This is a genomic window from Syntrophales bacterium (assembly GCA_023228425.1).
GTDB lineage: Bacteria > Desulfobacterota > Syntrophia > Syntrophales > UBA2210 > MLS-D.
Genome location: JALOBE010000017.1, coordinates 32392 through 56083 on the forward strand (window position 1 = coordinate 32392; position 23692 = coordinate 56083).

16 protein-coding genes are annotated in these 23692 nt (G+C 55.9%); 6 read left to right on the forward strand and 10 right to left on the reverse strand.

The annotated features are described in order from the left end of the window. Nucleotides 1–51: 51 nt before the first annotated feature. The 3 genes from purH to gltX are packed head-to-tail and all read right to left on the reverse strand — an operon-like array spanning nucleotide 52 to nucleotide 4471. Nucleotides 52–1617 carry a bifunctional phosphoribosylaminoimidazolecarboxamide formyltransferase/IMP cyclohydrolase gene (gene purH / locus M0Q23_07610; protein ID MCK9528490.1) on the reverse strand — a complete coding sequence of 522 codons (1566 nt, stop codon included), beginning with the start codon at nucleotides 1615–1617 and terminating at the stop codon, nucleotides 52–54. A gap of 38 nt (nucleotides 1618–1655) precedes the next feature. Then, nucleotides 1656–2984: a phosphoribosylamine--glycine ligase gene (gene purD / locus M0Q23_07615; protein MCK9528491.1), complete on the reverse strand. Its 1329-nt coding sequence runs from the start codon at nucleotides 2982–2984 to the stop codon at nucleotides 1656–1658. A gap of 26 nt (nucleotides 2985–3010) precedes the next feature. Then, on the reverse strand, nucleotides 3011–4471 hold the full coding sequence (gene gltX, locus M0Q23_07620; GenBank protein MCK9528492.1) for a glutamate--tRNA ligase: 1461 nt from the start codon (nucleotides 4469–4471) through the stop codon (nucleotides 3011–3013). 272 nt (nucleotides 4472–4743) lie between these two features. On the opposite strand from gltX, the gene M0Q23_07625 reads away from it, so the two are divergent. The 4 genes from M0Q23_07625 to M0Q23_07640 all read left to right on the forward strand — a co-directional run bounded on the left by M0Q23_07625 (nucleotide 4744) and on the right by M0Q23_07640 (nucleotide 9347). Continuing rightward, nucleotides 4744–6108, forward strand: a complete 1365-nt coding sequence (locus tag M0Q23_07625; GenBank protein MCK9528493.1) for a TrpB-like pyridoxal phosphate-dependent enzyme — start codon at nucleotides 4744–4746, stop codon at nucleotides 6106–6108. A gap of 82 nt (nucleotides 6109–6190) precedes the next feature. After that, a complete protein-coding gene (locus M0Q23_07630) occupies nucleotides 6191–6445 on the forward strand; it encodes a hypothetical protein (protein ID MCK9528494.1) in 255 nt (84 codons plus the stop codon). A 105-nt stretch (nucleotides 6446–6550) separates the two neighbouring features. Beyond that, on the forward strand, nucleotides 6551–7996 hold the full coding sequence (locus tag M0Q23_07635; GenBank protein ID MCK9528495.1) for a replication-associated recombination protein A: 1446 nt from the start codon (nucleotides 6551–6553) through the stop codon (nucleotides 7994–7996). A gap of 109 nt (nucleotides 7997–8105) precedes the next feature. Further along, nucleotides 8106–9347, forward strand: a complete 1242-nt coding sequence (locus M0Q23_07640; protein MCK9528496.1) for a glycosyltransferase — start codon at nucleotides 8106–8108, stop codon at nucleotides 9345–9347. 27 nt (nucleotides 9348–9374) lie between these two features. Here the strand turns inward: M0Q23_07640 and M0Q23_07645 are convergent, their stop codons facing one another. The 4 genes from M0Q23_07645 to M0Q23_07660 all read right to left on the reverse strand — a co-directional run bounded on the left by M0Q23_07645 (nucleotide 9375) and on the right by M0Q23_07660 (nucleotide 18897). Beyond that, nucleotides 9375–12074, reverse strand: coding sequence for a glycogen/starch synthase (locus M0Q23_07645; GenBank protein MCK9528497.1), 2700 nt, complete (start codon nucleotides 12072–12074; stop codon nucleotides 9375–9377). A 63-nt stretch (nucleotides 12075–12137) separates the two neighbouring features. Continuing rightward, nucleotides 12138–16445: an alpha-glucan family phosphorylase gene (gene glgP, locus M0Q23_07650; GenBank protein ID MCK9528498.1), complete on the reverse strand. Its 4308-nt coding sequence runs from the start codon at nucleotides 16443–16445 to the stop codon at nucleotides 12138–12140. Next, nucleotides 16442–17806, reverse strand: coding sequence for a glycosyltransferase family 4 protein (locus M0Q23_07655; GenBank protein MCK9528499.1), 1365 nt, complete (start codon nucleotides 17804–17806; stop codon nucleotides 16442–16444). Before M0Q23_07655 ends, glgP begins: the two co-directional genes overlap by 4 nt. Continuing rightward, nucleotides 17803–18897: a bifunctional oligoribonuclease/PAP phosphatase NrnA gene (locus M0Q23_07660; GenBank protein ID MCK9528500.1), complete on the reverse strand. Its 1095-nt coding sequence runs from the start codon at nucleotides 18895–18897 to the stop codon at nucleotides 17803–17805. The genes M0Q23_07655 and M0Q23_07660 overlap by 4 nt, the downstream gene beginning before the upstream one ends. A 196-nt stretch (nucleotides 18898–19093) precedes the next feature. Here M0Q23_07660 and M0Q23_07665 point away from each other — a divergent pair, with 196 nt between their 5' ends. Then, nucleotides 19094–20452, forward strand: coding sequence for a diadenylate cyclase (locus M0Q23_07665; GenBank protein ID MCK9528501.1), 1359 nt, complete (start codon nucleotides 19094–19096; stop codon nucleotides 20450–20452). Here M0Q23_07665 and M0Q23_07670 read toward each other — a convergent pair. Then, nucleotides 20446–20907 (reverse strand): hypothetical protein, encoded by a 462-nt coding sequence (locus M0Q23_07670; GenBank protein ID MCK9528502.1) that lies wholly within the window; start codon nucleotides 20905–20907, stop codon nucleotides 20446–20448. The genes M0Q23_07665 and M0Q23_07670 overlap by 7 nt on opposite strands. Before the next feature lie 9 nt (nucleotides 20908–20916). Next, nucleotides 20917–21705 (reverse strand): exodeoxyribonuclease III, encoded by a 789-nt coding sequence (gene xth / locus M0Q23_07675; protein MCK9528503.1) that lies wholly within the window; start codon nucleotides 21703–21705, stop codon nucleotides 20917–20919. 284 nt (nucleotides 21706–21989) lie between these two features. Between xth and M0Q23_07680 the strand changes: the two genes are divergently transcribed. Then, complete coding sequence (locus tag M0Q23_07680) at nucleotides 21990–22853, forward strand: RluA family pseudouridine synthase (GenBank protein MCK9528504.1); 864 nt, start codon at nucleotides 21990–21992, stop codon at nucleotides 22851–22853. Between the two features lie 46 nt (nucleotides 22854–22899). Here the strand turns inward: M0Q23_07680 and M0Q23_07685 are convergent, their stop codons facing one another. After that, nucleotides 22900–23220, reverse strand: coding sequence for a trp operon repressor (locus M0Q23_07685; GenBank protein ID MCK9528505.1), 321 nt, complete (start codon nucleotides 23218–23220; stop codon nucleotides 22900–22902). Nucleotides 23221–23692: the final 472 nt, after the last annotated feature.

Genomic DNA, 23692 nt, shown 5'->3' on the forward strand with positions numbered 1-23692 from the left:
AACCGGGCCTCCGGCATTACAACCGGATGCCTGATTGTGCTTTCTCATTCGTCAGTGCTTGAAGTGGCGACGTCCCGTAAAGATCATCGCCATGCCCTGTTCATCGGCCGCAGCAATGGCGTCTTCATCCCGGATGGAGCCGCCGGGCTGGATGATGGCCGTCACGCCCGCCTTTGCCGCCATGTCTATGCCGTCCCGGAAGGGGAAAAAGGCGTCCGATGCGAGGACCGTTCCCTCCGTGGGGAGCTGGGCTTTCATGCGCGCGATTTCCACCGAGTCCACCCGGCTCATCTGGCCGGCTCCCACCCCTACGAGTTGATCCTTCGCGGCAAAGACAATAGCGTTCGATTTCACGTGCTTGACAACTTTCCACGCAAAATCGAGAGCCTGGTATTCTTCCTCCGTCGGGGCACGTTTCGTCACAACCCGGGCGGCCCGAACGTCGTCAACGACGGCGTCCCGTTCCTGTACCAGGAGCCCCCCGGTGACACGCCTGAAATCAAGAGCAGGCGGTTCCGCCCCCGTTGTCGCGGGAATCTCGAGCAGGCGCACATTTTTCCTGTCGGCCAGAATTTCCCGGGCCGCCGGTTCGAATCCCGGCGCGATAATGACCTCGAGGAATATCTTCGCCAACTCCTCGGCTGTTGCCCCGTCTACGGGTCTGTTAAAACTGACGATTCCACCGAAGGCTGAAACGGGGTCTGTTTCCACAGCTTTTACATAGGCCTCCCGAAGGCTCGCGTCCGCTGTGGCGGCACCGCAGGGATTGGCGTGTTTTATGATGACCGCCGCGGGCATTGTGAAGTCTGAAACTGCTTGCCAGGCGGCGTCACTGTCCATGATATTGTTATAAGAAAGCTCCTTGCCCTGAACCTGCCGGGCCGCTGCGATGGATGACAGAGACAGGTCGCCTTCCCGATAAAAAGCCGCTTTCTGGTGAGGATTTTCACCGTACCGCAGATTCTGGGCCTTCTCGAACTGGAGGGTCAACGTGTCGGGGAAATCCCGTGTCTCCCCGTCGGGACCGGTCCTGCCCAGATAGTTTGATATGGCGCCGTCATAACGGGCTGTCAGTTGGAAGGTTTTCACGGCCAGCGCGTAATTGGTGTTTCTCGAAAGGGCACCTCCCGTTTCCTTCATTTCCCGCAGCACGGGATCATAATCGGCGGGATCGGTAACAACAGTCACATAGGGCCAGTTCTTTGCCGCCGCCCGCAGCATGGCGGGCCCTCCGATATCGATTTGTTCCACGGCTTCTTCAAGGGTACACCCTTCACGGGCCACCGTGTCCTGAAAACGGTAGAGATTGATGACCACCATGTCGATGAGGCCCATGCCGTGTTTTTTCAGGGCGGTCATATGGTCTTCATTGTTTCTGAGAGCCAGGATTCCTCCATGGATGTTGGGGTGGAGTGTCTTCAGCCGCCCATCCATCATTTCTGGAAAACCTGTATAATCGGACACATCCGTAACAGCAATGCCGTTCTCCCGTAACCGTGCGGCCGTCCCCCCCGTGGACAGTATCTCAATATCAAATTTCGCCAGTTCCACGGCAAAGTCAACAATGCCCCTCTTGTCCGTCACGCTGATCAATACCCGTCTGATATTGTTTTTCATAACACTCCTTTCGTATCGGCGTTGAGTACGGCCGTACTTCAGCCCCTGATTTTTTTCATATGCTCGATGCGTCGGTTGATCAGGGCCGCGGTCCCTATATCGGAACGATGGTCCACGGGACCGCTGATTGACGCGACGGCTCTCTCGGCTCGTTTCTCCGCCGCAGGAAGATCGTCGGCGATACCAACCACACCCAAGGCCCGGGAGGAGGTCATGTAGAGACCATCGTCCCGCTGATCCACGGAGGAATAATACACACGCACGCCCGATGTTCGACCGATGATTATTTTCGCCGCCCGCGAGTCTCCGTCGGGGTGGTCCGCCGGCAAGCCATAAGCCCGGGGAACCACATATTTGCAGACCGTTGCCTTCTTTTCGAACTCTATGGGAAGCCCGGACAACGTACCGTCGATGACAGCCATGCAGAGATCAACAAAATCCGTCTTCAGCAGGGGCAGAACGTTCATCGCCTCGGGATCCCCGAAACGGGCGTTGTATTCCAGAAGCCGTACGCCCCCGGCGGTGACCATGAAGCCGCCGTACATGATTCCCTTGTAGGGCGACCCCGTCTCGCGATAGACGGCGTCGGCAACCTGTTCCGTGATGGCCCGCCCCTCGGCAATATCTTCAAGGCGGAGGAAGGGAAGGCTGTGGTCGCCGGCGGAATAGGAACCCATGCCGCCCGTATTCGGCCCCTCGTCACCGGCGAAACGTCGCTTGTGATCTTGCACGGCGGGCATGGGAACCACTGTTTTCCCGTCACAGAAGCACTGGAGGGAGTACTCCTCACCCTCCAGTTTTTCTTCCACGAGCACCGAACCATACTGCTTCAGGATCGCTTCGCAGAGAGACAGGGCCTGTTCAATGCCGGTGAAGTGATCCCCTTCCACCATGACCCCCTTCCCTCCGGTGAGGCCGTCGGGCTTTATCACGGCCCCGGAAGCGAACCCCCCGATGAATTCCTCTACTCCATCCATTGAAGAAAAGGTCCGAAAGAGCGGATTACCCGGAATTCCGTATTTTTCCAGGAGATTTCGGGTGAACATCTTTGATGTTTCCAGTCGGGCAAGGGATTTCGTCGGACCGACCGAGGGGATCCCGGCCTCCAGGAGCGCGTCAACAGCCCCCCTGTTGAGAGGGTCTTCGGGACCGACAAGGGCAAAGTCGACCTTTCCGGTCCTGGCAAACTGAACGATACCATCAAGGTCACCGTAGTGCCCCAGACGGGTTTCAGTGGACAGGGCGGCAATGCCGGGATTGTTGGATTTCATCCAGGAATAGATGGCGCCGCATCGGGCCGACCTTTCGAAGGTCTCGGCAATGACGTGTTCCCTGGCTCCATGTCCAATCAAAAGAACAGATACCATCGATGCTCCCTCCGCGGTTACCGCCGTCAGCCGGTTTCCATTGCCCGACGCACGCGCCGGATTGTCTCAACAGGTCCAAGAATGTCGATGAGTGTCGGAATATCGGGTCCATGGGTATTGCCGAACAGCGCAAGCCGAAGAGGGAAAAAAAACTGTTTACCCTTCAGCCCCAGCTCTCCCATAGATTTCCTGATGAAGGCGTCACTGTCGTCACGGGTCCATTCTGGTTGTCCTCCAAGCGCGTCCGCCAGGGAGGCAAAAATGCGTCTCGATTGCTCCCGGCCCAGAAGTTCCAGCTGTTCGTCGGTAAAAACCAGGTCTTCATAAAACATTCGACCCCGGTCCACTATTTCCTCAAGGAACGACACGTAGTCCCGGGCGACGGTGACCACCTTGACAAAGGTGTCCCGGTTCGAAACGTCGAAACCCGCGGCTTCGAAAAAAGGGCGAGACCGCTCGGCGATGACCGATATATCACTGTTGCGAATGTACCAGCCGTTCATCCAGTTCAGTTTGTCAACGTCGAACACCGCGCCTGCCTTGTTGATTCTCTCCAGTGAAAAGGCCGCCGTCAGTTCTTCCAGTGAAAATATTTCCTGGTCATCCGATGGATGCCATCCAAGCAAAGAGATGAAATTAATCAGGGCTTCCGGAAGATAGCCCCTGTCGAGATAGCTTTCCACGGCTACATCACCCTGTCGTTTGCTCAGTTTACTCCGGTCGGGATTGAGAAGCAGGGGGAGATGGACAAGGGTAGGAACGTCCCAACCGAAGGCCTTGTACATGAAGATGTGCTTGGGGACACTCGAAAGCCATTCTTCTCCACGGATGACGTGGGTTATACCCATGAAATGGTCGTCCACCACGTTGGCCAGGTGATAGGTTGGGAAACCGTCGGACTTGATCAGGATCTGATCATCCACAAGGATGTTGTCCACGGCCACTCTCCGGCGCACCACATCGTCGAAGACAGTCCGCCCTTCCCGGGGGAACTTGAGACGGATGACGAACGGCGTGCCGGCATCGAGCTTTTTCGCCCCATCGTCGGGTGAAAGATCCCGGCAGTATCCGTCATACATGGTCGGCTGTTTGAGTTTTTTCTGGTGTCTGCGAAGCTCTTCCAGCCGGTTTTCGTCACAGAAGCACCGGTAGGCCATGTCCGATTCGATCAGTTGTTCCGCGTGATCCCGGTACAGGTCTATGCGTTCCGACTGGACATAGGGCCCGCAGGCGCCCCCCGCGTCGGGACCTTCATCATAATCGATTCCCACAGCCCTGAGTGTGGATATCAGTTTTTCCACGGCCCCCGGTATGGAGCGTTTCTGATCTGTATCCTCGATCCTCAGAATGAAGGTGCCCTTGTTCCGACGGGCAAAGAGATAATTAAAAAGGGCCGTTCTCAAACCTCCCACGTGGAGATAGCCCGTGGGGCTGGGCGCGAACCGGACCCGAACATCACCCCGCATACTGCTGTCGTCTGTGCTCATTGCGTACGTCCTGAAATACCCTTCCGCGCCGACGGCGCTGATCATGGAAAAATCGAGATTATATATCTTTTATCCTGCTTGTCAAAATACTTTTAGAACATTTCATTTTCTGCTTGACAAGGATTCTTCACTGTGTTTCTATGCGTAGTAACAACATGAGCGTGAGTACCGTGACACGATGACGTTCCATTACCGGCACAAGCCATGGACGGCGCCGTCAGTGCCGCCCATGGCTTTTTTTATCAAAGAATTCACATTAAGGAGATCAGTCAATGCAGGAAACAAAAATTATCTTACAGGACAATGAAATTCCCCGGCAGTGGTATAATGTCCTGGCTGACGTTCCGACACCCATGAGTCCGCCTCTTCATCCCGGAACCGGCCAGCCTCTGGCACCGGACGATATGGCCCGTATATTCCCCATGAATCTCATCGAACAGGAAATGAGTCCTGATCGATGGATCGATATTCCGGACGAGGTTCTCGCAAAATTACTGCTCTGGAGACCGAGCCCCCTCTATCGGGCCCACAATTTCGAGAAGCTCCTCGACGCTCCCGTCAAGATCTACTACAAGAACGAAGGAGTGAGCCCCGCCGGGTCTCATAAACCGAACACCGCCGTGGCTCAGGTTTACTACAACAGGCAATTCGGCATTAAGAAAATTTCCACTGAAACCGGCGCCGGCCAGTGGGGAAGCGCTCTCGCAATGGCCTGTAACATGTTCGGCATTGAGTGCCGGGTTTTCATGGTCCGGGTCAGCTACGACCAGAAACCCTACCGGCGACTGATGATGCAGACCTGGGGCGCCAATTGCTTTGCCAGTCCCAGCAACATAACGGAGGTGGGACGAGGCGTCCTGGCCGAACATCCGGATTCTCCCGGCAGTCTCGGCATTGCCATCAGCGAGGCCATCGAGGACATCTACGACACGGATGATGCCCGCTACTCCTTGGGAAGCGTTCTTAACCACGTCCTGCTTCACCAGAGCATCATCGGCCTGGAAGCGCAGCGCCAGTTCGAGAAAATCGGTCTTTATCCCGATGTAGTCATCGGTTGTGCCGGTGGTGGCAGCAACTTTGCCGGACTTTCTACCCCCTTCGTGCGGGACAAAATCCACGGCAAGGAAGTATCCGTTATTGCGGCAGAACCGACCTCGTGTCCAACGCTGACCAGGGGACCCTACGCCTATGATTTCGGCGATCTGGCCATGAAAACACCCCTTCTGGCAATGCATACCCTCGGCCATGATTACGTCCCTCCCCCCATCCATGCCGGCGGGCTCCGTTTTCACGGCATGGCACCCATTGTCAGTCATCTGGTCAAAGAGGGTCTTGTCGAAGCCCGGGCCTACAATCAGATGGAAACCTTCGACGCCGGCGTCAGGTGGGCCAGATCGGAAGGCTTCATTCCCGCTCCGGAGACAGACCACGCCATCGCGGCGGTTGTTGAAGAAGCGCGAAGAGCTCAGGAGGAAGGCAGGGAAAAGGTCATTCTTTTCAACTGGAGCGGCCATGGCCTGATTGATCTTCCCTCCTACGACGCCTATCTGACGGGCAAGCTGGTAAACTATAATATGCCCGAAGAAGACATTGATAGGGCCCGGGCCACGGTTGCACAGTTTCCCAAGCCCCGATGAAATGCCCCGGCAACAGCGCGCGGGCGGTCCCCCCCTGGACGGGGCTGGTCCGTCCGCGCCTTTTCACACCCCCTGAAACACCATGAATCGTTACGATGAGCTGATGACGCGCTGCCCGCGCCTGGGTTGCGACATTACGTTCGGCTATTGCCGGGTCGAGCGGGGCGATCTGCCCTGTTCCCGCCTCATTGACTGCTGGTACCCGTCGATTCCCGTGGAATCATGGCTGGCGAAAGAGCTTTCTCCCGAGCAGATGGGGCGGTTCACCGGGACTGCCCCGAAGGATCGCCTCTCAACCCTCCTTGAGATTGCAGAGAACCTCAAGAAAAACAGATAACTGAGGCATGAATGCCGTTGATCCTCAGGCGAAATTGTGCGAAGGTTCCTTCAATGGTACATTGGTACATTCATGGTATGCGGACAGTTCCCCGGAGGAAACGTCATGTCATCCCGCTTCGACAAGAGTACTAAAAAAGGGCACAACACCCTGGAAATGAAGCTTTTCCCCGACGAGGAGTCGGGAACGACTTCACCCTGCGGGACAATGTCCCCGCAGGCTCCTCTGGCCGACAGGATGCGCCCCGGAAAGATTTCGGAGTATGTGGGACAGGCACACATCCTGGGAATGGACGGCATCCTGCGCCGCCTGCTCCGGCAGGAGCGCCTGTTCTCAATTATTTTATGGGGTCCCCCGGGATCGGGAAAAACGACTCTTGCCCGTCTCGTGGCACAGGAAACGGGAGCCTGCTTCGAGACCTTCTCGGCCGTTCTCTCGGGGGTAAAAGAAATCAGGACCGTCATCGATCGGGCAAAGGAACGGCTGCGCTACGGCGACGGGCAGACAATTCTTTTCGTCGACGAGATTCACCGGTTCAACAAGGCCCAGCAGGACGCTTTTCTTCCCTACGTTGAAGAGGGGCTCATTACGCTCATGGGGGCTACGACGGAAAATCCCTCTTTTGAGATCATCGCCCCTCTTCTCTCAAGGGTGCGGGTTCTGGTTCTCAATCCACTCTCCATCGAGGACCTGGCCGAAATCATGAAACGGGCCCTGGATGATTCAGAACGGGGCTTGGGAGGGCGCGGGCTTTCGCTTGACCCGCAGGCCCTCGATTACCTGGCGCGCTCATCGGACGGTGACGCCCGATCAGCCCTCAACAGCCTCGAGACGGCGGCTGCACTGGTTGCTGAAGATCCGGCTTCGAGGGGATGCATAACCCTGGCTGTGGCCGAGAAGGCCCTTCAGCGACGTTCTCTTCGCTATGACAAGACGGGAGAAGAGCATTACAATCTCATATCCGCATTTCACAAGAGCCTCCGGAGCAGTGACCCCGACGGGGCTCTTTACTGGCTCGCCCGGATGCTCGATTCGGGCGAACATCCTTTATATATAGCCCGGAGAATGGTGCGGTTCGCCTCGGAAGATGTGGGCCTCGCCGACCCGACGGCGCTCCCGGTGTCCCTTGCCGCCATGGAGGCCTTCCGGTTCCTGGGTCTGCCCGAAGCCGACCTGGCCCTGGCCGAAGCGGCGGTCTACCTGGCGACGGCTCCCAAGAGCAATGCCCTGTACCGGGCCATGGGAAATGTCCGGCAGACCATAGAAAAAACGGGTTCTCTCCCGGTTCCCATGGATGTGCGAAACGCTCCCACGAAGCTCATGAAGGACCTGGGATACGGTACGGGCTACAAGTACGCTCACGACTATCCCCATGGACAGGTACACCAGGCATCGCTTCCCGATGAGCTGCGGGGATCGACCTTCTACAGCCCCACCGATCGGGGTTATGAAGCCCGGATTCGCGAACGGCTGCGGTTATGGAAAACTATCAGGGACCGGACCGAGGCATCACCGGACGAAAAAAGGGATACATCGCGGAATGATACTTGACCGCAGGATACCTCTTTCATCAATTGCCCGTTGTCACCTCTCTGATTATTTGATATGATTGATTAAATTGCTTGCCTGACGCCGAAAGAATCACAACCGGGAGGGACCCATGCACTATAATACCGCCCTCAGGGCCTATGGAGCGAAGCGCCTGGAGGAAATAGAAGAAGCCGACATTCTTGTTGGAATTCCCTGTTTCAATAACGAAAAGACCATAGAACACGTAATCCAGATGATTACCCACGGCCTTGCCCGGCATTATAAGGACAAGCGAAGCGTCCTCTTCATCGCCGACGGCGGATCAACCGATGATACACGGGAGGTTGCCAAGGAGTTCCAGATAAAGCCCTGGCAGGAAAAGGTTGTTTCTATATACCGGGGCCCGGCAGGCAAGGGGACAGCCTTGCGATCCATCTTCGAGGCATCGGATCAACTCAATGCCCGGGCCTGCGTTGTCGTGGATTCAGACTTGCGAAGCATCACACCGGACTGGATCAAGTACCTCTTAAGCCCCATACTCGACCAGGACTACCAGTTCGTGGCCCCTGTCTACGAGCGACACAAGTACGACGGAACCATCACCAATAACATCGTCTACAGCTTGACCAGGGCCCTGTACGGCAAGCGGGTGCGTCAGCCGATCGGTGGGGATTTCGCCCTCTCGGGAGAACTCACTCGTTTTTACATAAATCAGGACGTGTGGGACACCGACGTGGCTCGATTCGGCATTGATATCTGGATGACCACCCACGCCATAACAAATAATTACCGGATATGTCAGTCGAACCTGGGCGTCAAGATCCACGACGCAAAGGATCCGGCCCTTCACTTGGGCCCCATGTTCCGCCAGGTGTTGTGGACGATTTTTACCCTCATGGAAAACAACGAAGACGTCTGGCAAAAGATCCGGGGCAGCGAGCCGGTGGATACGTTCGGATTCGAGGGAACTATGGGACCGGAACCCGTCACGGTGAACACAGATACCATGATCGAGAAATTCAAGATCGGCTACAGCCAGTTTTCATCACTCTGGAAAGACATCCTGAGCGAGGAGAGTTTTGCCGCCCTGACGGAGGCAGCTTCCATGGAACCTTCCGCTTTTCACCTTTCTACGGAATCCTGGGTGAAAATTCTCTACGAACTGGCGGCAACCTTTCACCAGTGGACAGTAAACCGCTACAAGCTCATCGACGTGATGACACCTCTCTACTACGGCCAGGTCGCCTCCTTCGTGACGCGCACCATGGACATGTCTTCCGCCGAGGCCGAAGCCATCGTAGAGGAGCAGGCGGAAAAATTTGAATACCAGAAGGACTATCTCCGCACGGTCTGGAATGAGGGCGTTACCTAGGAGCGGCTTCTCGCCGGGAGCAGGAGATCACACCAGAGGCCTGTCCCCGTTCAGCCTCTCGTAAACCCGGATATATTTGGCAACCATGTTCCCCAGATCATAGTTTTCCCTGGCCTCCCGCATAATGCGTCTGATCTGGGGTTCTCTCTCCACGGCAGGCTTCCGGTGAAAGTGGAGGCTCTTCTCCAGACCGAAGAGCAGCCCTCCGGGATCATAATCTCTGAAAAGGAACCCGTTACCCACGTCCTGGGGCGAACCGTCGATTTTCAGACGTAATTCCCTTATTTTGTCGTGATAGCCACCGGTATCGCGGTTCGTGGCCGTTGCCCCGAAGAGGTTTCCCACCTGGTCGATCTGGCCGCAGGGCTCATAGAGAGACACACCGAACACATCATTCGCCGCAGCAAACCCCAGCATGGACAGATCCTCCCGGTACTGATGGAATGAGATTTTTCCGCCTGAAACCCAGGCGATTCTTCCAAGCGTTTCTTCGTGGTAGCGGTCTCCGCCGACGCCGCTGGCAACGATGGCTACCTGGGCATCACCGTTGTCGATGACGAAGCGAAGCAGAATCTCTTCAAGTATGGTGACCCCTTTCTGCTGGGAATCGAGCCGGGAAGGCCAGAAAAAAAGAATCGCCTCGGGGTTGAGGTTCAGGCCCGACCGTTTCTGAAATTCCAGGAGGTTTTTCCGTTTCGCGCTCAGCACGTCTGAATCCGGCCCGTAGGTCCGCACCAGATGCGGACACTGTTCGGGATACATGGTGCGCGATGGAGCGTTCATGATTGATACGGCGGCACCAACATTGTATTTCGCCTTGACTTCATCCCTGACACTCGGGGGGATAATAGGCCGATCGATGAAATAATCGTATACCATTTCCTCGAGAAATCGCTGTCCCACAAAATTGATCATGGTGGCGTTCTTGATCGCCGTGGCCTGGGCGTCCACAGAACGCCTTCCATGATCTTCTGAATAATAGAAGAAAGGGGACAGCTCATTGATGTTAATTCCTGTGAACATCCCCAGGGGAATGTGGCCGGTGAAGCTGTTGTGGACGGTATGAAGGAGTGGAATACCTCGCGATTTCAGGTAGGCCGACAGGGTGCCGCCGGCCATCCAGTCATGGCTGTGAACAATAAGCCTGCCCCGGCTTTTACCGAGGACTTCCTTGACGATGTGGTGAATGATACCTCTTTGAAATTCCGCGGCATTCAGGGCCGGATCGCCCGCGTAGGCACCGGGAAGATCGGCGAACACGGCAGAACTCACCAGGTGAATGCGGTCGTGCTCCTGATGATAGCGGATCTTGCGCCAGGTCTCCTCGTTGATCCCGCTTTCCTGCTGAAAACGCTTCTTGAGATTGATCGTCGCCAGGTGAACATCGACATTACGCTCGCAGAGACCCTCGCAGAGAGCCGACACCACCTCACCCAGCCCGCCGCTTTTACTTGAGATATAGGATGCCAAGGGACCCATCTCCTCCGGAAGCCTGCCGCTTTCGGGAGCGACGATGAGAACCGCTGCCCGTTCCCTGCGTTTCAGCACTTCAAAACGCCTGATAGCCACCTCGAAGTCATCTATCTTTCTCGTCAGCACGTGGGCCGCCTGGGTAATGGAGCCCCCGTAAGGATTGAAGTAAGCGTGAACCGTATGATCGGCGCCTATCCGTTCGTGAAGAAAGTACACATGGTCCGACGTGGTAAGATGCCGCCACCGGGCAAGAAGCTCTCCCCCCGCCCGGCGGGCTTCCCCCTCGAGCATTTCAATGTTCCGGAACAGTTCGTACTGGGTCATTGTTCCCAGCCATCCGTGCGTGTCCCGGGTCGCGTCCGCCCATGAAGACGTGGAAAGCCCCGGAATATCGGCTCGCGGACAGTCGACACCCCGGAACCGATCGGCGATCCCGGTGGGCGTCGCCATTACAATGGACGGGTGAGCCGCCAGGGCCCGCGGCAGTTTTCTCCAGAAAGCGAAAATGCCTGTGTCCTCCCAGAGATGTTCCCCGATATGTTCGAAATCATAACCGAGCAGCACAGCGGGGCCGTCGATGCGGGCGATGGCGGCGGCGTAATCTTCCGGGGTAAGCAAACGGTGGGTAAACCTGAAGGCAACGTCGTCGCTCAGGTCCCTGTTTCTGGGCAGGACGACCAGGTCGTTACCTGCCGCCCGAAAAACGGAATCCATCGGAATTACCGGGCCGTCATCGATGTACATGTCGCCTCGCTGTTCACAGAGAATCGACCGGTATCCCATGTCAAAAACAGCGTCGGCAATATTGTTGTTGTACATGAGTTCCGTGTTTCGGAAGGAGGTTGGCGTGATGCCGAAATATTCTTTCATGATATCGCGGTGAAGCGATACCTGGTCCCTGAATTCCTGTTTCCCGGGATCTTCAAAGAGCGACGTGAGAGAATGGTAGTAGGTTTCATCCAAAAACTCCACCCGTTCCCCCTCCCCGACGTCGTAGAGGCGTTGAAGAGCCCTGATGACATCGGGAGCATAGAGTTCGGCCTGTTCAAGAAAAGTCCCGCTCATACCGAAGGTGACCTTGAAGCTCTTCTCCGTAGCCGTAATGTCCTCGAAAAGAGACAGGGCCGGAAGGTAGCACTTGGCGGTCACCTTGCGAAACACATCCCGGTTCATTTCCTCCCAGAGAAATTTATCCCGTTCAGGATGGAGCCTGAAGGGTTGATGAAGCTGAAAATATATGGTTACGAGGGGCATGCTGATTCGTCCTTCGGCGCGTTGTTTATCGTAACCGACCTCTGGATGGTGCGCAGGACACGTTCAGGCCCAGTGGACCAGACCCGTTTCCTGGTAAGAGAACAGGTCGGGGTGAACCGGAATGATCCTGATACCGTACACGAAGGTTCCCGCCTTTTCCGCCCGGTATTCTCCCGCGAATACAAGCGTTCCTTCCGCTTCATCCGCGTCCGTCTTCGTCATGACCACCACGTCCTGCCGGGTAAGGACGTCCTGTTCCCGTGCTTCCATAATAACCAGTTCAACCCGGACTTCCTCCTCCGACAGCTTGCCCGGGGAAACTCCCGCCTCGACCCGGAAGGTCTCCCCCACGTTCAGGCGGTCTCCCGTGAATCCGCTCACCTTATACCACCTGATATGGTCCCGGGAAAACCGGAAGGGGATCTTCTGCTTCCAGTCAGCCAGGGCCCGTGCCTTTTCATATCCTTTCGCTTCCAGGAGTTCCGCCCGCCGGGCCGCCGGCAGGTACATCTCTTCACAGTACTGCTTGATCATGCGGTGGGTATTAAAGTGCGGAACGACGCTCCGGATGGATCCTTTCATCATGGCGATCCACCGTTCCGGCAGCCCGCTGCCGTTTTTTTCAAAATAGGTCGGAATAACCGATGATTCAAGAATGTCATAGAATGAGTCACTGTCTGCCATATTCTGTGTGTCGACATTGCTGAACTCCCTGCCGCCACCGAAGGACCACCCGTTATCGCCCGCATACGCTTCATCCCACCAGCCGTCCAGAATACTGAGATTGAGCCCTCCGTTGACGACGACTTTCATACCGCTCGTTCCGCTTGCCTCGCGGGGCCGAAGAGGGTTATTGAGCCACAGGTCGACGCCCTGCACGAGCTGTCGAGCCGTTCCCACATTATAGTTTTCAATGAAGTGTACCTTGTCCACAAATCGCTCGTCCCATGTATAGGTGTAGAGCTGCTTGAGAAGGGCCCTGCCGGCCTCGTCACTTGGGTGAGCCTTGCCGGTGAAGACAAAATGAACAGGTCCGGGGGCATTATTCAGGATACGCAACAGGCGTTCACCATCCTCGAAAATCATGAGAGCCCGTTTGTAGGCGGCAAACCGCCGGGCAAATCCTATGATAAGGGCATCCGGGTCAAGGCTTTCCGTTTTCCGCCGGACAAGGGCCCGGTGGATTCCCTGCCGCTCGCCGTAGCGGGAACATTCATGCTTCAGAAAATCGACCATCTTCTTTTTCAGGTCGCCGTGGATCTGCCACAGCACTTTGTCGGGTATCTCATCGGTCCGGTCCCACCCCAGCTTCTCAAAATCCTTGGAAAGCCAGTCGATACCGAGATAGCGCTCGTAACATTCTTTCATCTCGGGTGCTACCCAGCTCTGCATGTGTACCCCGTTGGTGATGGCCTTGATGGGTATTTCGTCCTCGTCGAAGCCTGACCAGACCTTTTTCCACATTTTCCGTGCCACCCGACAGTGAAGCCGACTTACCGCGTTGGACGCGCAGGAAAGATTGAAGGCCAGTACGGGCATCATGAATGGTTTCCCGGGACCGGGTTCGTCACGGCCGAGCTGCCAGAAAGTATCCCAAGAGATGTCCATTTCCTCGATATAATCAGCAAAATAGCTCTTCATGAGCGGCTCTTCAAAGCGCTCATTGGCCGCTTCGACGGGGCTGTGGGTGGTGAATACGGAACTTGCCCGCACCACTTCCTTCGCTTCGTGAAAGGTCAGATTCCGTTTTTCAATGAGTCTCCGGATTCGTTCGAGAAGAAGAAAGGCGCTGTGCCCTTCGTTGAGGTGGAACACCGATGGCCGGATTCCCAGTTTTTCAAGAAGTCGGACTCCCCCGATTCCCAGCATGATTTCTTGCTCGATGCGAAGCCGCTGGTCGGCACTGTAAAGCCGGGACGTAATGGTCATGTCCTGGCTGTTGTTGTCGGGAATGGCCGTGTCAAGCAGATAGAGTCGTATCGAACCCACCGTAATCTGCCAGGCTTGAGCATAGAGTTTCCGTCCCGGAAGGTCGACGTCGATCTTGACGGGATCGCCGCTTCGTCCGCCGTTCAGACAGATTCGAAGAGGCATCCGCGAAAAGTCATTTTCAGGGTAGAGGGCAACCTGGTTGCCCTCCCTGTCAAGAGTCTGGGAAAAATAGCCGTGTTTGTAGAGAAGGCCCACGCCGACCAGGGGGAACTTCAAGTTGTCCGCCGATTTCAAGTGGTCACCGGACAGGATTCCCAAACCTCCGGAGTATATGGGCAGACTTTCATGGAGGCCGTACTCGGTAGAAAAATAGGCCACGGGATTTCGCGCCGTCAAGAAGGGTTCGTCTCCCATAAAGGATTCCGAATCGGCATGGACCTCGTCGAGAAGACTCGATACCCGTCGATAGTGGCGGAGATACGACTCGTTTTCCGCCATTTCCCGGAGACGGCTTTCACCCACCCGTTCAAGCATTTCCACGGGGTTGCGCGACAGTTCGGCCCAGAGCTGGGGGTCGAGTCGGGCAAATATATCCTCGATTTCCGGAGTCCAGGTCCAGGTGAGGTCATAGGCGATGTCCCGGAGGTGCTGAATGGGTTCGGGCAATGGCGCGGCAACGCTGAAACTTCGATAACGGGGCTGCAGTGAATCTGTGCCCGGGTAGGTAATTTCCCGCCCCGAATCGCTTGTATCCAGCCCGTGAATCCGCTTGACCGCCGTTCTGACCGCTTCAACGTAGGCTTCATCGTAGAAGGAATACAGGGATCTCCAGTCCGCCCGGCCGGCGACGGAACGGGCCCGGTTACGCTGTCGGTGACGCTCGTCGGGAGACCAGGACAGCGCGGTGGAACATACCTGCGCAAGCGACGCGACAATCTCGTCACGGGTGTGCTCCCGACTGTCAAGAACAATGACGCCTTTGCCGGCATCATCGATGTTCTTCCGAACCCAGAGACCGAATCCGGAACGATCGGTGGTCACCGTGGGGAGACAATAGGCGGCACTTTCCGCGGGCGTGTATCCCCAGGACTCGTAGAGGGAGGGGAACACGCCCAGGTCGCAGGCCTTGAGTATGTCGTCATAGGCACTATTCAAAAGTCCGTCGTAGCCGTCGAGATAAGCGGGCATAAAGATTATATTCACCCGATCGTCGGGACTGTTAAGCAGGTTGAGCGCCTCACACCTGATCCAGATCGGGTCATTCTGGGGATCGCTCAAGTGGTGGGTACAGATACGGTTTATGCCTGAGCGGGCGGCACTCTCTGCCCCGTCGATGATTCGCCGGACCTGGCTCGACACACCCTGGTGGCTGCTGATCATTGCCAGGAAGGCTACGACGTTTCGAGCCTCCGGATCCTCCCGCAGAGCGTCGTTCAGGGACTTCAACGATTCGAGAACGAGGCCCAGCCCCTTGCGTTCATAGTTATAACGGCCTGAAACGAGAAGCAGAAATGCCTCATCGGGTCGAAGCTCTTTTTGAAGAAACTTTGAGGCAAACTGAAAAAACCTGTCGCGACAGGTTTCCCTTCGTTCCACGTCATCGAGACAGTCAGGAATACTGTCCAGGTCAAGACCATTGGGCAGAATGATCCGAGGTGTCCGCCCAAGAGAATAGACCGCTTCCTCGGCAACCACATCGCTTACCGCGGTGAGGCAGTCAGCCTGTCCCGACGCGACAGCCTCGATGGAATACTCGGCTGAAACATGTGCCTTCGATGCCATGTCGCCGGCGGAAACAGTGGCCATGATCCGCGCCGGGGCTTCTCCGGAATCGGCCAGCGCTTCTCCAACGACCGTTGAATGCAACGTAAATACCGTTGCAATTTCAGGAACATGTTCGTTCAGGTACAGAATCCCGGCGCCGGACGTCCACCCGTGAAAATGGGCAATGAACTGTTCGTAGTGTCCCAGCAGCCGCTCATGGAGAATCTGTATCATTGCGCCGGCGGCCGTCCCGAACAGAACGGGTTCCTTGTAATCCCATCCTCCCATCATGGAATTGACCCCGAATTTCTGCCAGAGTCCGAAAAGCAGTTTGTCCACGTCATAGGTTTCATTGTATGCGACCAGAATCACCCGAGGTGATCCGGGGACTTTTTTCCAGCGCCCGCACCGACAGGACAGGTTTCTCGACGCGGCGTCATATCGCACATGGTCCCACAGTTTTTCATCGGTTTCCTCAAAATCAGGGTTCGTCCCCCGGTCGGGACCGATGAGAATATAGCCGTCGCCGAAACTTTCCAGGGCCGGGACGGTCTTTGTTTTCAACACCCTGTAAATATTGCCGGCCTTGTTGCAGACTTCCCAACTGACTTCGAAAAGGCAACGCGTCATCGGGTTGTCCCCGGGGGCACGGTCCTGTGTCTTACCGATCTTCATGTTTTCCCTGTCTCTCCACCACCCGGGATTCCTGCCCGGTATGTTTCAGATTGTTCATTGTCTTTCACCATATGGTATCGTTCCATCATCAGAGCCGCCTGCCGGGCCCAGGTCAATCCCGCCATATCTTCTTTCCCGTCCCTGACGATGGACTCCCGAAGATTGTCGTCCTTCAGCACATCCAGGATCGTCCGCGCCAGGGTATCGGTATCCGTCGCATCAACGGCGGGGCAACGGCGGAGGACCTCCACAACACCTGATTGCCTGGACAGAATAACGGGGATGCCCTGATCGATCGCCTCCAGGGCCGTGATGCCGAAGGGTTCCGAAACACTGGTCATGACGTAGAGGTCACTCATCGCGTACGCCTCCGCCACCTCATCTCCCTTCAAAAAACCGGTGAAGACAACACTGCCGGCGATCCCTCTGTCATGGACACCCTGCCGCATCATTCCCATCATATCACCGGACCCTGCCACGATGAAACGGATGTCCGGATCTTCCGCAAGAACCTTCTGGGCCGCGTCAAGAAAATACCGGGGTCCTTTCTGGCCCGTCACCCTCCCCAGAAACAGTACGTTTCTTCCCCGCCGCTGAGGCTTTATCGCTTTCTCGGCCCGCATTTCCCACCGCTCCCCGGACTGCATAAGCGGTAGTGCCGCATTGTGGATCACCGATATTTTCTGTTCCGCGATCCCGTACTGTTCCACAATTTTCTTTTTTGTATAGTGACTGACGGCGATAACGTGATCCGCCGCAAGCATGCCGAAACGTTCAATACCGTACATGACCTCGTTAACCCGCAACGGGCTTCTGTCCGGTTCCAGGGAATGGATATGGATGACCAGCGGAACTCCCGAAACCTCCCGGGCCGCCATTCCCGCAGGTATGGTCATCCAGTCATGGGCGGCGATGATGTCGAAATCTTCAGCGCGGGCAATGGTTCGGGCGATCCGGGCATAGCGATACACTTCCTCATGCATATTCGATCCGTACCGGTATTCAGCCTCGAGATCATTGTCGGACCCGTTCTCCATTCCCTCCGTCTCCCGGGAACGGTCATGGGCATCCCGATAGGATTCCTCCGTCATATAGGGGGCAAGGAGACTTCCCACGGACCGTTCCAGCACCTCGCCAACGGGCGTCCCGGACAGCGGCATATCGTTCCGGTCAAGGGGCACCGATACTCTCCCGTCGATGACCCTCAGGGATTCGTGGTGTCGTCCTTTCACGGTTTGAGGCACAACGAGGAGAATGCCCGCGCCCTGGTTGAGGAGCCCCTCCGTGAGGCCCCGGCAGGCCGTTCCCAGCCCGCCGCTGATGGAAGGAGGAAATTCCCAGCCGAACATGAGGATTTTCATTTTCTTTCCCTGCCGCTGTTATTCGTCTCCGGGGGACCCTCCTGGGATCGACCGGCAAAAAGCGGTTTCCCCGGAACTCCCGCGGACCCCACCACCGCTTTCAGAAAACGGCCCACCAGCCGTCCCGTTATTCTGTTGCGTTCCTCCCGGGACATCTTCCCGAAAAGAACAGTGCCTCCGGCGGCTCTTTCGTGCCCTCCTCCGGAACCTATTCCCCGCACGAGGCGCAGGGCGATCTTGCCGGCCCACCAGCCTTTACGTGAGGTTCGCACCGATAAAATCAGTTCGTCACGGTATTCACCGAAGGCAAGAACCCACCGGATTGTCTCCATTCTCAAGAGAAAGTCGGCCATCTCCGCCACAATTTCAGGATTGTTGAGCCTGCCGAGGTCTGTGACGATGACGTCCTGATAGAGAACGGCATTCTCTATGGCCTCCACGTACTTGAGATAATAACCTTTTGGAACAGGGGGAGTTTCAATGGCCGCAAGGGTGCGGGGGGACGTGAGGGGCAACAGGTAGTTGAGGGCGGCAAGATCGGGCTTCGTCACCGAGCGGCTCAGCCCCCCCGTATCGGTCTTGAGCCCGTAAAACAGTGCCGTCGCAAGTCTGCGGTCCGGCACAAGGCCAAGCTCTATGAGGTACTCCGTCAGGATCGTTGAAGAACTTCCGTATCCCGGCCGCACATCGTACAATGGACTCTTTTTCGTGGCCGGCCGAAGGGGGTGGTGGTCAATGACAACGTGGGGGATCACCGTCCGCGGGATATCGTTGTTACCGGTCCGGGGCTGGCTGTCCACAAGACAGACGAGGGAAAACTTTTTGAAATCAATATCTCTGATGGGGGTAATCTCTATTTTCAGCCGGCGTATCATCTGGCGGTTCTCAGCCCTGCCGACGATTCCGCCATAGCCGATGACGACTTTTCTCTTATGGTTTTGACTCAGGAAGATGGTCTTGAGGGCTTGGGCGGCTGCCATGCTGTCCGGATCCGGATTGTTGTGACACACGATGAGAATGGAGCGCTTACCCGAGGCCATGCCAAGCAGGTTATGGGCAGGACCTTCCACCGTTCCCTGGTCCGGGGCCATGAGCCTGTTTCCTTTCACGCCAGAGGGAAGAATTTTTCATTTGTCAACACGAAACCTATGGCGCATACTATAACGTGGAATATGAAAGGGAGTCAATCGTGAAAGAATACCTCCTGCATCTCTTCAATACCATAGGGTATCGGACATTCTCGACATCGGAGTTATTGCCGTACTGACCTACGGTATTCTCATCTGGTTGAAGAAAACGGCTTCCCGCTTTGTTTTTTTCGGCATCATCATCCTGAGCGTGGTGTACATGGTGTCCCGTTTTTTCCACATGTACCTGACAGAGTACGTATTGCGGGGTTTTTTTGCCGTTTTTCTTATCATTATGATCATTATTTTCCAGGAGGATCTGCGCCGTTTCTTTGAACGACTGGCAATCTGGAGACCCCGCACAGCGGGAAGCCCCATGCTGAACGCCCCCGTTGAACACCTGGTCACCGCAATCATGCGGTTGGCCCGGCAACGGAGAGGAGCACTGATAATCATCAAAGGACGTGATCATCTGGATCGCCACATCGAAGGGGGAATACCCCTTGGCGGCATGATCAGCACAGCTCTGCTGGAAAGTATTTTTGACACCAATTCCCCCGGACATGACGGTGCCGTCATTATCGACAAGGATCATGTCGAACTTTTCGGCTGCCACCTCCCTCTTTCAAAAAACAGCAAGAAAATCGGAGGCATGGGGCTCAGGCACACGGCGGCCCTGGGTCTTTCCGAACTGACCGACGCCCTGTGCATTGTGGTGTCCGAAGAACGGGGCACCATATCCATTGCCCAGGCCGGCTCAATTCATCCTCTGTGGAATCATGAACTGATCAAACATGAAATCGAAACGTTCTATGGAAGCCAATCCCTCCGCCTCCCGGAAAAAAGCAGGTGGAGATGGCTGAGTTCCAACACCTGGGAAAAGGGGATCGCCCTGGGTCTCGCGGCAATACTGTGGCTTGCCTTTGGATTTCAGACGGAAATCATCCGGCGGGATTTCGTTATCCCCGTCTCCTACCGGAACCTCCCGGCGGACTGGACCATTGAAAGCCAGGAACCGCGGGAGACAGCGGTATCATTCACGGGATCCAAGCAAGCCTTCGATCTTCTTGACACAGCCTCCCTGGGGATGCTTGTCGACATGTCGGCCGTTGTGGAGGGACAGCAGGTGATTCCCCTGAACAACCGCAGCATTGTACATCCTTCAAATCTCTCCGTGGCGGACATTCAGCCGCAGTCACTTGTTTTGACGGCCTATAAGCTTGTCCCCCGGGACGTCCCGATCCATGTTCCAACCTCGGGCGCCCTCGACGAAAACCTGGTACTGAAAGGTATCGACGTGTCCCCTGAAACGGTAAAAGTCCTGGCCACACGGCACAGCCCCTCTGATCTCCAGGTCAGCACCGAAGCGATTCAGTTGGACCCGATCAAGACAACCACGCGACTGTCACCTAAGATAATACAGCAGGGCAACCTGTCCTTTCCGGACAGAAGAATCCCGTCGGTGACGGTAACCGTCAGGGTGGAACCGAAAGCAAACCTGGAACAGGGCATTCAGTGATCAGAATCACCGGACTCCTGTTCCGGTTTTTCAGGCTCTTTCCGTTCCGCCGGATACCTCCGGTACCGTGCGGCATCGTGGATGAAGACCGTCGTCCCGGCCCGTTCAGCCAGAGTATCCGTCTCGACGGGTTTTTTCTTTTTGGTTATTCTCAAGGCTTCCGCATCGGAACCTATGTCCCAGTTGTCAAGATAGAATCGAACCCGGTGCCCCCGGGGCATGTGGAAGAGTTCCTTGACCAGCGCTTCCAGGGTTTGAACGGTGAAGTCCTCATCGGTATCCTTCTTCAGTGTTCCGTAAAAATAGGTTGTTTTCTGCGAACTGGACCATCTCAGAAGGGTCAGATTCACACCGTGTCTGACAAGAACCATCTTGACCCGCTGGTTCATTTCGTAGCGCGACCCCTTTGGATCATGCGCACGATTTGTGCGTTCAGCATATCGTTTTTCCGCCATCAGACACTCCTATTTCGAGAATTTCGCCACGAGAATCGTGTGGTCCGACGGTTTTTCCATCCTTCTCGGCTCAAGGTCTATACAACTTCCCTGCGATCGGGCCGCGAGAGGCGGGGTGGCGAGAATGTGGTCGACCCGCCAGCCCAGTTGACGATCCAGCGCGCCCGGAACCCGGTAATCAAAATACGTGAATTGTTTTTCGACACCCCGATTGTGCTTCCTGAATATGTCATCCAGCCCCCAGGCAAGCAGACGGTCAAACCGGTCCCAGACTTCCGGTGTAAAATCGACATGCCCCAGGAGACGTTTCGGGTCATGGACGTCGATTCCGTCCCGGGCGACATTGAGATCACCGCATAGAACAAGCGGTTCTTCCGGCGAAGCGCAGCGTTCAAGATATCGCACCAGGCGTTCAAACCACACAAGCTTGTAATCGAACTGGGGATGTTCCCGGTCCCTCCCCTGGGGGACATAAAGATTCAGAACCGTGACGCCGTCATCATAGGTTGCCTGAATGATACGATCTTCGTCAGGGGGACCGTCGTCATCGAAACCAAAGGAAACTGAAACCGGTTTGTCGAGACAGGCGATGGCCACGCCGTTATAGCGTTTAGCACCCCTGAAAATAACATGATATCCTGCTTTGCCGAATTCTTCGGAAGGAAAGGCTTCGTCGGCAACTTTCGTTTCCTGCAGACACAAAAAGCGGGGTCGATGCTTCTCAAGCCAGGGAAGAACGATGTGAAGACGGGCTCGAATCGAGTTGACGTTAAACGTTGCGACGCGAAAGGACTTCATGTTTTTTCTCCCGGCCGATTCTTTCCGTCACAGGCCGTACGGAATGTTTATAACGCAGTGGAATTTTTCTTTGTACCATCAGTGTGACATCAATGAAAGAAAAAACGCCGGCATGAAGCGGCTCCCGGAAAGGAAAATTCCTTGTTTTCCCCGGCAGGTGATAGTAAAAGTCCCGGGAAAAGACTGGATACGGTGGGAATCCTGACGGCCTCTCCCGTGCGGGTGGTACCGCGGGAGCATCTTCGTTTTCATGATCGAGTGACGAGGCCATCCCCTGTGAAGCCATGGGCACATTCAGACTTACAAAAACCATAGAATCGGATGGCGGTCGGCACCTGGGCGACGTTTTGTCGTCCCTGTCGGGGCTGTCCCGGGAACAGGTCGACGACGCCCTGCTCAAGGGCGCCCTGTGGTTTCAAAGACGGGGCCGGAAAGCATTCCGGCTGCGTGACCCGGGGTTCGAACTTCAGCGGGGAGACAGCCTGGAATTCCGGTATGATGAAGCCCTTCTCGGGCTCGTTCCCCCGCGGGCCCGGTGCGTGGCTGACGAACAACGGTACAGTGTCTGGTACAAACCCCCGGGTCTCCTGACCCAGGGAACCCGGTTCGGTGACCATTGTACCCTTCTGCGTCAGGCTGAACTCCATTTCCGTCCGCCCCGTCCCGCTCTTCCCGTCCATCGGCTTGACCGGGAGGCCGCTGGTCTCGTTCTCATCGCTCACGACAAAGGAGCCGCGGCCGCCCTGTCGGGCCTCCTCCGAAAAAATGCCGTCCGCAGGGAGTACCGGGCTATTCTTCGGGGAAACATCGGTCAGGAAGGAACCTGTGGAACCATAGACAGGCCCCTGGACGGCAAGCCCGCCGTGACGGAATTTCGAGTCATTGCCTGTGACGAAAAACGGCAGACTTCAGAAGTGGCGATCCTTCTCCGAACCGGTCGCCGCCACCAGATCCGCCGGCATTTTGACATGCTCGGCTTTCCTGTCATGGGAGACCCCCGGTACGGGCGGGGAAACAAAAACCGTGAGGGTCTCCAACTGGAGGCTTCTTCTTTGCAGTTCCAATGTCCCTTCACGGGCCATAGGAAGGACTATGTTGCGTGGCCTCGAAAAAAACCGCTTGATCCGTCAAACGCGACGGCTTTGTAAAAGATCTTTACGGCTCGGCGGCACACCCTGAAGAGCGAGACATCTTTCAGGAAGATTGATACCCTCCTCCATCTCCGTCCCGTCCGCTCGGGGGGGGTGTTTTCGAACCGCGCTCATCGAGAATCCGGCGGATGATCGATTCCTGTTCTTTGAGAATTTTGGATCCTCTGGTTATTTTGCACAGACTGATCCGATAGTCCGCCGCTATGCTCCGTTGTGTCCTGCCGGCATGGAGGTCCTTGAGAAGTTTCCATCGCAGGGCCAGCACATGGCGTTCTTTATCAGTCAATATTTCATGAAGAAAGCGCTCCATTTCGCCCACGTCAGTAATACCGGCGACTATTTCTACAAGTTCTTTCTCCGACATGATCATTCCCTGAAACCAGCGAACCAACCGGGCCATTCACAGGCACTCCCACCAGCAGGCCCCGCGGTCACACTGTAGTCCTGTGTCGCGCTCCATAGTTCCCCCGGACGGTATGGCGGCCGCGTACTCCACGGGGGGTTAATCCGAAGGATCAGCTATTACAATGCATTAGCATAAAGAATGCTTGTCCACAAGGGCGTCATGACTCCGGGTAATGTATCATGAGACCTTTGCACAACTCCCTCATTATCCCTTTCCTTCACGTTCACATAGGCCCTGAAAAACTATGCTATTCAAAGCTATCATACTAATATGACTTGACATTCAAACGTTTTCCTGCCATAGTTCGCCCATAAAACTCACTCTTGGGAGAATTCCATGGGCTTCAAAAACATGAAAGTCAATTTCACCTTTGCCGACATAGCACTGTCAACCTCAATGGAGAAAAACCGGGCCATCAAACGCATGGAAG

Excerpts from the sequence above, each read along its gene's own strand:
- purH (MCK9528490.1), bottom strand. The coding sequence starts at position 1,617 with ATGAAAAACAATATCAGACGGGTATTGATCAGCGTGACGGACAAGAGG.
- purD (MCK9528491.1), bottom strand. The coding sequence starts at position 2,984 with ATGGTATCTGTTCTTTTGATTGGACATGGAGCCAGGGAACACGTCATT.
- gltX (MCK9528492.1), bottom strand. The coding sequence starts at position 4,471 with ATGAGCACAGACGACAGCAGTATGCGGGGTGATGTTCGGGTCCGGTTC.
- M0Q23_07625 (MCK9528493.1), top strand. The coding sequence starts at position 4,744 with ATGCAGGAAACAAAAATTATCTTACAGGACAATGAAATTCCCCGGCAG.
- M0Q23_07630 (MCK9528494.1), top strand. The coding sequence starts at position 6,191 with ATGAATCGTTACGATGAGCTGATGACGCGCTGCCCGCGCCTGGGTTGC.
- M0Q23_07635 (MCK9528495.1), top strand. The coding sequence starts at position 6,551 with ATGTCATCCCGCTTCGACAAGAGTACTAAAAAAGGGCACAACACCCTG.
- M0Q23_07640 (MCK9528496.1), top strand. The coding sequence starts at position 8,106 with ATGCACTATAATACCGCCCTCAGGGCCTATGGAGCGAAGCGCCTGGAG.
- M0Q23_07645 (MCK9528497.1), bottom strand. The coding sequence starts at position 12,074 with ATGCCCCTCGTAACCATATATTTTCAGCTTCATCAACCCTTCAGGCTC.
- glgP (MCK9528498.1), bottom strand. The coding sequence starts at position 16,445 with ATGAAGATCGGTAAGACACAGGACCGTGCCCCCGGGGACAACCCGATG.
- M0Q23_07655 (MCK9528499.1), bottom strand. The coding sequence starts at position 17,806 with ATGAAAATCCTCATGTTCGGCTGGGAATTTCCTCCTTCCATCAGCGGC.
- M0Q23_07660 (MCK9528500.1), bottom strand. The coding sequence starts at position 18,897 with ATGGCCCCGGACCAGGGAACGGTGGAAGGTCCTGCCCATAACCTGCTT.
- M0Q23_07670 (MCK9528502.1), bottom strand. The coding sequence starts at position 20,907 with ATGGCGGAAAAACGATATGCTGAACGCACAAATCGTGCGCATGATCCA.
- xth (MCK9528503.1), bottom strand. The coding sequence starts at position 21,705 with ATGAAGTCCTTTCGCGTCGCAACGTTTAACGTCAACTCGATTCGAGCC.
- M0Q23_07680 (MCK9528504.1), top strand. The coding sequence starts at position 21,990 with ATGGGCACATTCAGACTTACAAAAACCATAGAATCGGATGGCGGTCGG.
- M0Q23_07685 (MCK9528505.1), bottom strand. The coding sequence starts at position 23,220 with ATGTCGGAGAAAGAACTTGTAGAAATAGTCGCCGGTATTACTGACGTG.